The 13,329-nt window shown below is 62.8% G+C and carries 14 protein-coding genes; 5 read left to right on the forward strand and 9 right to left on the reverse strand.

Features of this window, described 5'->3' with window-relative positions:
- Window positions 1–60: 60 nt before the first annotated feature.
- Window positions 61–1,578, reverse strand: coding sequence for a sensor histidine kinase (locus tag AC1DCM_RS06870; protein WP_442015805.1), 1,518 nt, complete (start codon window positions 1,576–1,578; stop codon window positions 61–63).
- On the reverse strand, window positions 1,575–2,285 hold the full coding sequence (locus tag AC1DCM_RS06875) for a response regulator transcription factor (RefSeq protein WP_442015804.1): 711 nt from the start codon (window positions 2,283–2,285) through the stop codon (window positions 1,575–1,577). Before AC1DCM_RS06875 ends, AC1DCM_RS06870 begins: the two co-directional genes overlap by 4 nt.
- Before the next feature lie 169 nt (window positions 2,286–2,454).
- Here AC1DCM_RS06875 and AC1DCM_RS06880 point away from each other — a divergent pair, with 169 nt between their 5' ends.
- The 4 genes from AC1DCM_RS06880 to AC1DCM_RS06895 are packed head-to-tail and all read left to right on the forward strand — an operon-like array spanning window position 2,455 to window position 4,548.
- Window positions 2,455–2,961: a hypothetical protein gene (locus tag AC1DCM_RS06880; protein ID WP_442015803.1), complete on the forward strand. Its 507-nt coding sequence runs from the start codon at window positions 2,455–2,457 to the stop codon at window positions 2,959–2,961.
- A 55-nt stretch (window positions 2,962–3,016) separates the two neighbouring features.
- Window positions 3,017–3,232: a cold-shock protein gene (locus AC1DCM_RS06885; protein ID WP_442005047.1), complete on the forward strand. Its 216-nt coding sequence runs from the start codon at window positions 3,017–3,019 to the stop codon at window positions 3,230–3,232.
- A gap of 58 nt (window positions 3,233–3,290) precedes the next feature.
- A complete protein-coding gene (locus AC1DCM_RS06890) occupies window positions 3,291–3,893 on the forward strand; it encodes a DUF1214 domain-containing protein (protein ID WP_442015802.1) in 603 nt (200 codons plus the stop codon).
- Between the two features lies 1 nt (window position 3,894).
- Window positions 3,895–4,548, forward strand: a complete 654-nt coding sequence (locus AC1DCM_RS06895) for a DUF1254 domain-containing protein (RefSeq protein WP_442015801.1) — start codon at window positions 3,895–3,897, stop codon at window positions 4,546–4,548.
- A 368-nt stretch (window positions 4,549–4,916) separates the two neighbouring features.
- Here AC1DCM_RS06895 and AC1DCM_RS06900 read toward each other — a convergent pair whose 3' ends face one another.
- Entirely contained in the window at window positions 4,917–5,447 is a 531-nt protein-coding gene (locus tag AC1DCM_RS06900; RefSeq protein WP_442015800.1) for a TetR/AcrR family transcriptional regulator, read from the reverse strand.
- A gap of 98 nt (window positions 5,448–5,545) precedes the next feature.
- Entirely contained in the window at window positions 5,546–6,700 is a 1,155-nt protein-coding gene (locus AC1DCM_RS06905) for an epoxide hydrolase family protein (RefSeq protein WP_477517755.1), read from the reverse strand.
- Window positions 6,701–6,763: 63 nt separating this feature from the next.
- Here AC1DCM_RS06905 and AC1DCM_RS06910 point away from each other — a divergent pair, with 63 nt between their 5' ends.
- Window positions 6,764–7,714, forward strand: a complete 951-nt coding sequence (locus AC1DCM_RS06910; protein ID WP_442015798.1) for a helix-turn-helix transcriptional regulator — start codon at window positions 6,764–6,766, stop codon at window positions 7,712–7,714.
- 108 nt (window positions 7,715–7,822) lie between these two features.
- On the opposite strand, the gene AC1DCM_RS06915 is transcribed toward AC1DCM_RS06910, so the two are convergent.
- From AC1DCM_RS06915 to AC1DCM_RS06935, 5 genes are all read right to left on the reverse strand, one after another.
- A complete protein-coding gene (locus tag AC1DCM_RS06915) occupies window positions 7,823–8,119 on the reverse strand; it encodes a hypothetical protein (protein WP_442015797.1) in 297 nt (98 codons plus the stop codon).
- Window positions 8,120–8,291: 172 nt separating this feature from the next.
- On the reverse strand, window positions 8,292–9,365 hold the full coding sequence (locus AC1DCM_RS06920) for a LacI family DNA-binding transcriptional regulator (RefSeq protein ID WP_442015796.1): 1,074 nt from the start codon (window positions 9,363–9,365) through the stop codon (window positions 8,292–8,294).
- Window positions 9,366–9,517: 152 nt separating this feature from the next.
- Window positions 9,518–10,696, reverse strand: a complete 1,179-nt coding sequence (locus AC1DCM_RS06925) for an NAD(P)/FAD-dependent oxidoreductase (protein WP_477517756.1) — start codon at window positions 10,694–10,696, stop codon at window positions 9,518–9,520.
- Window positions 10,697–10,752: 56 nt separating this feature from the next.
- Window positions 10,753–11,799 (reverse strand): Gfo/Idh/MocA family oxidoreductase, encoded by a 1,047-nt coding sequence (locus tag AC1DCM_RS06930; protein WP_442015794.1) that lies wholly within the window; start codon window positions 11,797–11,799, stop codon window positions 10,753–10,755.
- A 189-nt stretch (window positions 11,800–11,988) separates the two neighbouring features.
- Complete coding sequence (locus AC1DCM_RS06935; RefSeq protein ID WP_442015793.1) at window positions 11,989–13,329, reverse strand: MFS transporter; 1,341 nt, start codon at window positions 13,327–13,329, stop codon at window positions 11,989–11,991.

Consider the following 13,329-nt stretch of genomic DNA (forward strand, 5'->3'; position numbering starts at 1 on the left):
GACCGTTCCCGTCCCTGCGCCCCGTGGCACTTGGCGGTGGAGCGCCAGCAGCAGGAGCGCCTACAAGGCGTCCCGCGGTGAGGTAGCGGGCATGCGGGGGACCCGGATGCAAAAGCAGGCACCTTCGTCGGGGAAGTGTGTGGCTTCTGCGGTGAGGGCGAGTCCCATCCGTTCTGCGAGCCGTGCTGCGATGGAGAGGCCGAGGCCGCTACCGGTGGGGCGTTGTCCGTTGTAGCGGTGATAGAGGACGCCGCGGTCGAAGGCGACGGCGGTGTCTTCGGCCGTGAGGCCCGGGCCGCTGTCTCGCACCTCGATGACGATCACGTTGGAGGTGACAGGGAACTGCTCAGGGGATTGCGCCACGCCCTCGGTTGTGGGGCGCTCTTCGAGCCCGACGCGGAGGATGAGCGGTTTCCCGCGCGGGGTGACGCGCAGTGCGTTGCCTACGAGCCCGTCGATGATCTGGCGTAACCGTTGCGCGTCCGTAACTGCCAGCAGGGGTTCACTCATGGCCGCTTCCGGCAGCTGGAGGGTCAGCTCCACCCCGGCCTCCGTGGCTGCGCCCTGCCATGTCCGCTGTACTTGTCCCAAGAGCGCTGCGACGTCGACGGGTTGGAGGTCCAGGGTGAAATCGTCCGCCTCCAGTCGGGCCAGTGCGAGAAGGTCACGGACAAAACCATCGATACGGTCTGTCTCCGCAGAGAGAGTTCGCCCGATCCGGGCGGTGTCCTCCGGAGGGATCAGCCCGTCCTCCAGGGCTTCGGCGTAGCCGCGCACGGCGGTGAGGGGCGTGCGGATCTCGTGGGAGATGGAAAGCAGGAATTCACGTTGCCTGCCTTCGCTGGCCAGCAAGGCGTGATCCAGGGTGTTGATGGCTTCTCCCACATCGCGCACTTCAGTAACTCCGGCCGGGTCAATGCGAACGGTCCGTTCGCCGGCAGCCATCCGCCGCGCGGCTGCAGCAGTCCTGACGAGGGGGCCGGAGAGGCGCCGGGCGAGCAGTGTTCCGGCAAGCACCGCGATTAACAGGCCAGCCGCAAGGGCCAGCAGCGTGCGTTGGAGGAGCTGGGAGGAGGCGGCGTTCACGTCGTCCAAGGACCTGCTCAGCACGATCCCCCCGCTCCTGGGGAGGGCCCTTGCCTCCACAAGGAGTTGGGCACCGTCATGGACAACTGTCGCGGACACCTTGTGGCCGGAAAGCACTTGTTGAATGTCGGCTGGACTCACGAGCTGTGTGGCTGGCCCCCGAACGGTGCCGGTGGCGGTGATGGTGGACAGTTCGTAGGTGTCCGGTCCAAGAAGGTGCCTCTCGCGAAGGTCCAGCGCCTGGGAGGCAACGGGTGCCGCGGCGAACGCGTCGGCCTGGCGGAACAGCTGCTGTCTGGCCTGCTCAACCGCCGCGGATCGTATCAGTGGGTAAGCGGTGCCTCCAGTGACCAGTACCGCCAGGACAGCCACTGCGGCGGTAACGAGCGTGATTCGTCCTGCCAGCGAGCGCAGCCAACCCGACGCCGGATTCCGGCTTTCGCGGTCAGTGTGACCCTCGAGCCCCCCGTTGGCAGCATCATGGATTTTCACGTGCGGCCGCCATCTACAGAGTATCCAACCCCTCGCAGCGTACGGATGGGGCTGTCATCGCCCAGTTTGGAGCGAAGCTGGGCTATATGTACGTCCACGGTCCGCCCACCCGCGTAACTGGCCTGCCCCCAGACCGATGACAGGAGCTGCTCACGGCTGAACACCCTGCCCGGGCTGGCCATCAAAAAGGCGAGCACGTCGAATTCCCTCGCGGTCAGCTCCACCGCTGAACCATCGATGCTGACAGTGCGGCTGCCCCGGTCCAGGGTGACGGAACCAACACGCAGGACACCGCTGCCGGGGGCGCCCGTGCTTCGGCGCAAGACCGTTTTGAGCCTGGTAACCAACTCCCGAGGTGAAAACGGCTTAGTCATGTAGTCGTCTGCGCCCAGTTCCAATCCCAAAAGCATGTCCACCTCCTCGTCGCGGGCAGTGACAAAAATGATCGGTGTCCAATCCTCCTGGGTGCGCATCCGACGGCATACCTCGATTCCGTCGATGCCAGGCAGCCCGACGTCCAACACGACAGCGACGGGTCGAAGACTTCTCACCCGCTCCAGGGCGCCTTCACCGGTGGGTTCAACGTGTACGCCGAACCCCGCTTGACTCAGATACAGCCGTTCCACGTCGGCGATCGCACGCTCATCTTCCACGATCATCACGAGACCACGGGACGGCGTCGCATCGGGAGTGGATGGTTGTTCCATGCTTCCATTGAACGCTCTGTTCTGGTCGGCGACGCAGGAAGGGCCCCATACTTTACCGTCCCCTTACATTCCCCGAACCTGTCCCGGACGTCGGCAGGCGATAGTGGAACGGTCAGGACCCATCCTGGCCCAACCCACCAGGGTCCCAACGGATCACTCAGGAGAAGTCATGAACAACAAGCAAATGCCAAGCGGTGACGTTATCCGTCGATGGCGGATGCGCGCTGCCGCCTTGGCGGCAGGTGCTGTCCTTCTCGGGGGAGCAGCAATTGGGGCAACAGCTGCCTCGGCAGACGGTCAGAGCCCGCCCCCTTCTCCAAGCGCGTCATCCTCAGCCTCGACGGCGGGACCGGACAGCGCGAGCCACGCTAAACATCCATTTGCCCGAGCCCTTCCAGCCGTGCTGAGGGTCACCATCCGGGCCGAGGCCGGGTTTGGGGACAAAGCCCATGAGGTGGCGTACCTCTTGATCCACCACCCCAAGGCGTTCGGCAAACTGCCCGCAAATCTGCAGACCGACCTGAAGACCTTGGAAGCAGCCCCGGCATCAGAGCGCGACGCAGACGCCTCAAAAATCAAGGACACCGCCCTCAACGGAGGCTACGGCGAGCAGATACAGAAACACGCAAAAGACATCCAGACGAAACTGGCCCAGACACCAGCAAAGTCCCAATAGAGGGCTTAGGTCAGCAAAGTCCCAAGGCTCAAGTACCGCAAGGATGGAGCATGAAATGGCGACTGGTACGGTCAAATGGTTCAGCACGGAAAAGCGTTTCGGGTTCATTGCCCCCGACGACGGTTCAGATGAGGTCTTCGCCCACTACTCGGCGATCGTCAGTGGCGGGTACCACTCCTTGGAAGGGAACCAGCGTGTCCAGTTCGATGTTGTGCAGGGCTCCAAGGGACCCCAAGCGGAAAATATTCGTCCTGTCGGGTGGCCGCGATAGCCAAGCTGCTCCGTCCCTCCCCAGCTTCACTCAGTGCTGCCGGTGGTAGCTTGCGGTCATGGTGAATGCCCTCGCTTGGTTCTCGCAGTCCGGCATTGTGCAGGGCTTGCTTCTTGGTGGGGTGCTTGCGTTCTTGACAGCGATCGTCGTGATGAATGCCGTGGGCGGGGCGATCACGACGACGGTCAACGGCTGGAGTGCCATCCCCAGGTGTGGCCAGCGTGGAAACGGAGTCTTTGTGCGGGCCGCCTGCGCGAAGGCCCTGCCTCTGGTTAATGTGTTTGAAGAGGCCGCGTATTGGACCACGAAGGTTGATGGTGCAGGACAAACCTTGAGCGGCCGGAACGGATATGTGCTGCGTTTTCGTGCAGGGCAACTCCCGCCCCATAACGCTTTCTGGTCGCTCATTCCGACCGATGTCGTCGGATACATGGTGAAGAACCCGACTAACCGGTACAGCATTGGCGACCGTTCACCCCTGGTGCGGAACGCTGACGGTTCCCTCGATATTTATCTCCAACACCAAGCCCCGGGCAGAAACGAGCAAAACTGGCTGCCGATTCCCTCGGGGAAGTTCAAGCTGACGTTCCGTGTGTATCTGCCCGGGCCGGCAATACTCGAGGGCACGTACCATTTGCCGCCTGTCATGAGGGCGCACTAACATGAACCGCCTCATCCTGAAGTACGGACGTCCCCTTACTGTTGCCATACTGCTGATCTTCGGCTGGGTCATCTTCCGGCGGATCGTCAACGGGGACGACATCATCCCCTTGGCGTTAGCCGCAGTCATCATCTGGGGGCTGGGGACGCCGGCTTTCATCTTCTTCTGGCCGCGGCTTACGGTCCATGGCTACAAGAAGGCAATTCTCAAGCATGGTCTTGGGCAAGGCCCGATCCCTGTCAACACGCTGTATGCCGTGCCTGGAACGTCGTCCCCTTCGGCCTCCCATGGGAGCCTCATGGCGACCGGAGCCGATGATCTTCTCTACATTGGCGGCTGGCTTGACTTGGGGAAGGGGCCGCAAGTTCTGCACGTTCCGGACATGGCCGAACGCTACTTCAGCTTGCAGTTCACCGACCCGTCGACGAGCGCCAACTTTGCCTACGTCGGCAAACGGACCACGGGAACCGAAGTCGGTGACTATGTTCTCAGCGGGCCAGGTTGGAAGGGGGTGATGCCCACAGGCATGACACAGATTTCCTCACCAGCCAATTCAGTGCTCGTCATTGGCCGTGTTTTCGTCGAGAACGACGACGACCTGCCGGCCGCTTACTCGCTTGCGAAGCAGATACAGCTGGCCGCGCTGAAGCAGTAGAAGTCACCAAACCCGCAGTTCGCATCGGCCATCAAGACTGGTGCCGGACAACGTTCGTCCTCAGAGGAGCTGACTGCAGGGCGAATGGGTCAAACTAGCTAGATGCCGATTGTTGAGATTCACAGCCGAACAGCTTGGCCGATCAACCGTAAGGGCGAATGTGCGAGAAGGCAGCAGGGGAGATGCCCTGCAGTTCGCGATCGAGAACGCACAGCAGCAGAGGAGCCTTTCACGGGAGCAGATCATGGAGGCCATCGCGCGCCGCGGGCGTCGACCAGAAAATCTGTAGACGCGGCTAAAGAACGTGAAGGGTCACAGCGTTCGGAGAGCCGCCGTTTCCCCCTGACGGGCGTCGGAGGTGCCGGCCGTTATGGCGACCAGAGCGCACATGGCTTTAACCGCATCCTCGTGGAAAGCCAGTTGTCATGGCACAGTGACCGCCACGTCCAGAATGAAATAGCGTGGCCCATGATGGCACCGAGCCGGCCGGTCCTGTCTTGCTGTGAAAACGGTTCGCAAAGGACGTCGCGGAAGTAGGCGTCGCGGGTTTCGAGGTCCTCTCGGTGTCCTTTCGGGAGCGCATCCTTGTCCGCATAGATGCGCGTCAGCATGGCCTCGCCGTCGCGATAGAAGCGGTAAAGGTCGGACAAGCCGAACTTCAGCCGTTCCAGGGGATCGGAATGCCCGGACCAGTCGGCAGGGTCCGGAAGCTGCTGCTGTCCGCGCCAGTGCGAGGAGCACGCGGAGAATAACGCCTCATCGTCAGGAAAATGCCGATAGACCGTCAGGCGCGTGACACCGGCCTTCTCGGCGACTCCGGCGATCGTCGTGCGCGCCGGTCCCACCGAACCGTGGAGGGCCACTGCGGCATGGACAATACGCTGCCGTGTGCTGTCCACAAGTTCGGCCCGCCTGCTCATCTGATAGCGGCGGGATTCGCCGCCGGGCCCAACCTGATCGACGTCGGCCCTGATCGAGGCCGGCGCCCGCAGTGGTTTCAGCGCAGCTTCCTGAAGAACTCCCGGACGTCGTCGACGAGCAGGTCGGGGGCCTCCATGGCGGCGAAGTGGCCGCCGCGGCTGAATTCGGACCAGTGCACGAGAGTGTGTTCGAGCTCGACAGTGCGCCGGATCGACACGTCCATGGGGAACACCGCGACCCCGGTCGGCACTTTGGAACGTTCACTCGCGCCCCAGGCTCCGGCGTGCGCGGTTTCATAGTAGCAGTTGGCCGAGGACCCGGCGGTGCCGGTCAGCCAATAGAGCATCACGTTGGTGAGTAACAGATCCCGGTCCACCGCGTCCTCGGGCAGTTCGGCGGCCGGATCGGTCCACTCCTTGAACTTCTCCACGATCCAGGCCAACTGCCCGACCGGGGAGTCGTGCAGCCCGTGCGCCAGGGTCTGCGGCCGGGTGATTTGGATCATCATGTAGCCGGACTGCTCGGTCTTCAGGTACTGCAGGTGATCCAGCCTCGCCCGCTCGGCCTCGGTCAGCTCTCCCGCCTCGTCCGGGTTGACCTCGGTGAACGCAGAGAGCCCGTTCGCGTGCACGCCGGCGACCTTGTCGGGGTTGAGCCGGCCGAGCCCCGGGGAGATGACCGCGCCGGTGTCCCCGCCCTGCGCGCCATAGCTGTCATAGCCGAGCCGGTTCATCAGCTCAGCGAAGGCCCTGGTCACCCGGTTGGTGTCCCAGCCAGCCTCGCCGGTGGGTCCGGAGAATCCGCTGCCGGGGATCGACGGGATCACCAGGTGGAACGCGTCCGCCGGATCTCCGCCATGTGCCCTGGGGTCGGTCAGCGGGCCGATGACATTCAGAAACTCCACAATCGAGCCGGGCCAGCCGTGGGTCAGGATCAGCGGCAGCGCGTCCGGCTCGGGCGAGAGGACGTGCAGGAAGTGGATGTTCTGTCCGTCGATCTCGGTGGTGAACTGTGGGTACTTGTTCAGTTCCCGCTCGTAGACGCGCCAGTCGTAGCCATCGCGCCAGTACTCGGCCAGATCCTTGAGGTAGCCCACCGGCACCCCGCGGCTCCAGCCGACATTGGGCAGGTCCGCGGCCCACCGGGTTCTGGCGAGCCGGTCCCGCAGGTCGTCCAGGTCAACCTGGGGAATGTCGATGGTGAAGGGCCGGATCTCTGTGTTGTTCTCCATGCCGATAACTCTAGGAACCGGTTAGGTCAGATTCGGTCCTAGGACTATGGCAGACTTCAAATCATGTGGGAAACCTCGGCACGGCTGCTGCGACTACTCTCTCTCCTGCAGACCCGACGCGACTGGTCCGGCACCGAATTGGCCGAGCGGCTGGAGATTACTCCACGTACCGTGCGCCGCGATATCGACCGGCTTCGCGGCCTCGGCTACCCGGTGATGGCCACCGCGGGCACCGCCGGTTACCGGCTGGGCGCAGGCGCGGACCTGCCACCGCTGCTGCTCGACGACGACGAAGCCGTCGCGGTCGCGATGGGCCTGCGCACGGCCGCCGGCGGGTCGATTACAGGCATCGAGGAGACCTCAGTGCGGGCACTGGCCAAGCTCGAACAGGTACTTCCGTCCCGGCTGCGCCACCGGATCAACGCCCTGCAGTCGATGGTCGTGCCGATGGCCAGCTCCGGCCCCACCGTCGACCCGAGCACGCTCACGGCCATCGCCGCCGCCTGCCGTGACTCGCTGCGCCTTCGCTTCGACTACCGCACCCACGACGGAACCAGCAGCATCCGCACGACCGAGCCGCACCGGGTGGTGCACGCGGGCCGGCGCTGGTACCTCATTGGCTGGGACGTCGACCGCCGGGACTGGCGCACTTACCGCGTGGACCGCCTCGATCCGCGCACGCCCACCGGGCCCCGGTTCACTCCGCGCACCCCGCCTCACCCGGATATCAGCGGCTATACCTCGCGGGCGATCTCCACGTCGGCTTACCGCTACCAGGCTCGGTTCACCCTGCATGTCAGCGCCGAGACCGCGGCGGAGCGGATTGCCCCCACCACCGGGGCGCTGGAGCCGATCGACGAGCACAGCTGCACCCTGCGGGCCGGTTCCAACTCGCTGGACGAGTTGGCCATCTACGTGACAACCAAAGGGTTCGACTTCCAGGTGCACGAACCCCGAGAGCTTGTCGAGCACGTCAGGACGCTGGCAGCCAGGCTCGCCAACGCGACCGATTAGGCGGTCCAAGACGTCCGGTAGGCTCTGCGCATGCTCGATGAACTCAGGGCCTACCGGCTCTTGGAGCTCCGCGGGTTTCGGAGCTGACACAAGTCGAGCTTCGAGCTGCTAGGGCATGACCTTGTACAGATCGATCACGGTCTCCTCGGGCTGCGCTGCAAACCCGCCATCGATTCCCTGCTGCATCCGGGGAAGGAGGATGCCATCACGGAATTTCTCCCAGCTCTCCTTCGACTCGTGGACGGCCATGATGGTCCAACCTCCCTCCGAGGCACCCGCAGCGTGGAAGGTCTGCCCCTCGGGCAAGAGCCCTTCCCCCGGGTGGACGGCAGCAATTGATGCCTCGTATTGGTCCTGTGTGCCTCCTGGGAAGAAGTGCACAACTCCATAGCCGTTGGCTTCCATGTCCGCTCCTTGGATGTGGGAATGCATTCAACATGCCAAGCAGTAGACCCCATTACTCGGGAAGTCAAGGACTTCGCGTTAGATGCTTTGTTGCTGCCATGGGGGCGGATTCTCCGATGGCAGCAGCACCTGCCATCCCTCTGGATTGGGAGTCGCATTGTGATTTTCAGTATCAGGCGGAGCGGCTCCTGGCCGTGGATTCGCGAACCACCAGACGGCCGCCCAGGATACGGTTGCGCCGTCTCTCGTTTGGTGTGAGCATCGAAGCGGTCAGCTCCTTGAAAGCCGTCCTTCCCAGCTGATAGCTGGGCTGTTCCACGACAGTGAGTCGAGGACGTACCAGGGTGGCCCAGTCCTGATCATCGAAGCCGACCAAGGACAGGTGACCTGGGCAGTCGATACCCATGTCCTGGAGCGCGGCAAAGGCGCCGGCACTCATCTCGGCATCGGTGCAGTAGAGGGCTGTGATGCTGGGTTTGGACTTGAGAAGATAGCGGACTGCGTCTCCAGCGGAGTGTCGCGAATAGGAACTTGAAGCCACTAACGCCGGATCATAACGAATTCCTGCGCCCCGCAGCGCCATGGCGTAGCCCAGTAGGCGGGCAGTTGCGGGGCGCAGAGATGCAGCGACCTCAGGGTGGATCTGCTCAGGTAGCAGCGCTGTCGCTTCCGTGACAATGCCGATGTTCCGATGCCCCAGGTCAAGCAAGTGTTGGACGGCCAATTCAGACGCTCCAACGTGATCCACTGCCACGTAGGACGCGGATGTGACGTTCGGCGCAGGACGGTCGAGGAGGGTGACAGCAATTCCTTTAGCCTCCAACTCCTCCAGATGGGCTGTGTCCTCATTCGAAACCGGGGCGACAATGACGCCGTCGGCCCTTTTTCCCGCAAGCACCGATACTGCCCGACGCTCCAAGCCCAGTTCCCCTTCGGTGCTGCTAAGGAGCACGTCATATCCCGCTTCACGGGCGGCGGTCGAGATGCCCCTGACGGCGTTGGCAAAAAAAGGATTGCTGATGTCCGGAATGACGACACCCACCGTTGTGGTTTTGCCGGTGATCATGCTTCTGGCCAGGGCGTTGGCCTGGTACCCCAGGGTGTCCGCTGCAGCTTCGACAGCTTGCCGCGCCTTACTGCTGACGGAACCGTATCCAGCCAGCGCCCGTGCCGCGGTTGATTTTGACACCCCTGCCAGCTGCGCCACGTCTATGATCGTTACTGACTCCGAGACGGGCTGGGCCATAGTCGCGTTCCTCCTTGGTCCATTTGGGATCGTTACCAGACTTTATACCCACTGTAGCCAGCCCCTGTCACGCCGCACCGGCCCTAAGCCCAGAGGCGGCGGACACCTTGCGTCCACCGCCTCTCTGACCCTTGTACGTCCTGCTTGGTCTTCTACTGCCTTACCGGTTCCCACGCTCCCGTGCCCAGGGCTTCGTGCGCAGGATCGTTGGAACCGAAGCGGTCCGGTCGGAAGGACTCAAGTACGGGGGAGGGAGTGCCTGTAAGGATCTCCTCTGCCAGCAATTCCCCGAGGATCAAACCGAGAGTAGCGCCGGAGTGACTGAAGACTGTGTACAAGCCCGGAATCCCTGGAATGGATCCAACCACCGGCAACCCGTCACCTGGGATCGGCTTGAGCCCCGCGGCGACGTGGTGGGCTGTCAGGCGTGGGTTGCCTGCGAGTACCTTTGAAGCTTCCTCCAGCAGGCCCTGCACCGACTCCCGCGGCACAGTGAACGAACCATCGTCCTCGACCAATACCGTCTGCTCTGCCCAGTCCGAGTCGAGCACAAGACGGCCATCGGGCGTGGGGCGCACCGCAACACGCGGGGTGTTAAGCACTGTCTTGACTTCTACATCGACCGGATCGGTGAGAAGCACAAATGCGGCCGTGGTCCTGTCCGGAACCGTGACGCCAAGGGCGGCGAGCTGGGCCGGAACGTCACCGCCGGTAGCGAGCACAACTTCGTCAGCAAACAACCGCGTCCCGCTGCCGAGGATCACACCGACCGCGATCCCATCCTGCACGTCGACCCGCACGTCGCCGGCGTCGCTGATCACATCAGCTCCCGTGGCCACGGCCTCTGCAACCAGCACTGGAATGAAGTCCGGCATATTCACCCAGCCCTCACCGGGGTTGAAGATGGCACCTTCTTCGGCCACGGCCTCGGCGTTCACGTCCGGCGCGACTGCTGCTACGTCCGCCTGCTCGACCCAAACCGACTCGTACCCATGATGGCGTTCAAATGCATAGGTATCCCGGAAGGTTTTTCCCGGAGCGGCCCATTTCATGGCGCCGTTGAACTGGATGTAGTGGCGGCTTTCCGGGTGGTGCGCAGTCCAAGTGCGGTAGCGGTCAATGGCCAACAACCGCAGGTAGTGGTATTCGGCCGAGCGGGCACCGGAGGAGTTTAGCCATGCAATCGAACGGCCGGACGCCCCGTTTGCGAGGGACCCGGCGGTCACAAGTGTCACCTGGGCACCGCCGCGGGCGAGATGCAGGGCCGTGGAAGCGCCAAAGATGCCGCCGCCGATGACAATGACGTGCTTCTTGGGAGACGTGGAGGACATGATTCTTTACTTTCTTCGTTCTTCTTGTTGTCTGCTGGCTGCCCGGCTTGGAGTCTCTACGAGAGACCCCTGACGGACGAGTGGATGTTTTCGATGATCCGAAGCACTTCAATGGATTCGCGCGGATCCACAGGAAGCGGGCCGGTACCTCGGATGGATTCGACAAGTTGCGTGTAAAAGCGCGGATACGCTCCCCGCTCCGCGGGGATTGCTGTTTCCATGCTGCCCGTGCCGAGAATGCCCCACGCTTCTTGGTTTTCGACGCCGAAGGAAGGATCCGTGGGCAGAACCCCGGCAGCGAGGTCCGTCTCCTGGCTGTCCAAACCCCATTTGGTGTAGCCGGCGGAGGAACCGAGGACGTGGAAACGAGGTCCCGTCCGGGCGGCCATGCCGTTCATCCAGAGCCTGGAACGAACTCCCGACTCGTGCAGGAGGGACACGAATGCTTCGCTTTCGCCCCCTTCAGGGTTGGGCCCGTGGTTAGCCGTTTCACCGTAGGTGTCCAGGACCGGGCCAAACAACTGGATGGCCTGATCGATCAGGTGGGCGCCGAGATCATGAAGGAGGCCACCGCCTTCGGCCTGCGTCGCCGCATCGCGCCAGTTGCCGAAGCCCTCTGGCCGCCACCACTCGAAACGGGATTCGAAGCTATGGACCTGACCCAGATCTCCGCCGCGAACGAGCCTTTTAAGAGTGAGGAAGTCAGCATCCCATCGACGATTCTGGAAGACGGACAACTGCACCCCTGCACGGGATGCCAGATCGAGAAGGCGCTCCCCTTCCTGCGAGGTGGGCACGAATGGTTTGTCCACCACCACGTGCAGACCTTGGGCGATCGCTGCGGACGCGAGGTCCATATGTGTGGAAGGCGGTGTGCACACGGCCACCAGGTCGAAGTCATCCGCGGAAGCAAATATTTCGTCCGCGCCGGCAAAAACTCTTGCCGCCGGGTAGAGGCGGGCGGCCTCGCGGGCACGCTCTGCGTTGGCTGTGACAATGGCGTCCAGGGAAAAGTCCGGGTCCGCGGCGATCAGAGGCGCATGGAAGACCTTGCCTGATACTCCGAATCCAACAATGGCGGTCCGAATCGGTGTTGCAGCCATCAGAGCACCGCCGACCGGTCGGTCTGGGCAGGCATGGCTGCCACTGCTGTCGCAGCCGCCTTGCGGACGTTTGATCTGATCACTGCTTTTCCAATCATGGATGCGGCCCACCCGGGCTCCGGGATTCTTGAGGCTGGGTTCGGTCTCATTCGGAATGAGTGGGACCGAACCCGGCAGGTTTGCATACTGCTAACTCACGGCTGGGGCCGCCGACGGATTGATCGCCGTCTTGCTGTGCTGGAGTGCCTTGGGAAGGGCGAAGACAGTCACGAGGATTGAAACGACGCACGCGACGGTCATGTACCAGCCGAAGGACACGTTGGAACCCGTAATGGAGAACAGCCACACAGCGACGAGGCCGGCAGTGGCGCCGATCAAGGACGTTCCGACGTTGAAGTTCAGTGCAGATGCCGTGGACCGTACTTCCGGGGGGAAGCTGAGGACGTAGGCCACGCTGAGCGGGGCAGCAACCAGGTTGTTGATCAACGTGAAACCGATGACGCTGACTGTTGCCAGGAGGATCGACTTCTCGCCGATCGCGAAGAAGGCCGGCACGGTAAGGACAACAAAGAGCCCGTAACCCGTCAGCAGTACCGGACGGGCACCAAACCTGTCGGCGAGGGAGCCGCCCCAAATGCTGGTAATGGGACCCACGGCGTAGGTCAGCATCGAGGCGAGCAATGCCTGGGATGCCGGGAACCCCGCGGTGATCAGTGCTGTTACGAAGTACGCCTGGATTGTGTACGAGCCGATGCGCTGGCCCGCACCAAGACCGATGACCTTCAGCATGTCTGCCCAGTGGTAACGCAGAGCAGTACGCAGAGGGGTTTGCTTGACCTTCTCGGTCGCGGCTTCCTTGAGAACCTTCTGGAACTCAGGTGTTTCACTTACATGGTTACGCATGTAGACACCAATGAACGCGATCGGAATGGAAAGCAGGAACGGGATGCGCCAACCCCAGTCCGCGAACGCGTGGCCGGGCATCGCAACGCTCAAGATGTAGGCGATGCCTGCGGCGAGGAACGATCCCACCGAGGCCGTCGAGTTCAGCACGCCCGCGACGAAGTTGGGCCGACGGCCTTTCTCATGCTCAAAGAGGAAGTTGGCAGCAGTTGTGTATTCCACGCTTGCACCAATGCCCTGCAAAAGACGGGACAGCATCAGCAGTACCGACGCCGCAACACCGATGGCTGCGTAGGTCGGCAGGAAACCGATACCGGCCGTACCGATGCTCATCAGGGCGATGGTCAAGATCAGAACGAATTTTCGACCCTTGATGTCACCGAGCGGGCCGAGGATCAGCCCCCCGATGGGTCGGATGGCATACGAGAGGACGACGCCGATGTACACGGCCAGGAGGGCGGCGGTCGAATCGCCGGAGGGGAAGAACTGGGTTGAGATGATTGCTGCCAGGGTCCCATACAACGTGAAGTCGTAGTACTCGACGACGTTGCCGAGCATGGTCGAGATGAAAACGCGACGCCGGGTGGCTGCAGCCACGGGGGCCGTGGCGCTGGCTGTATTTGCCAT

Source organism: Paenarthrobacter sp. 10N417, from assembly GCF_056394745.1.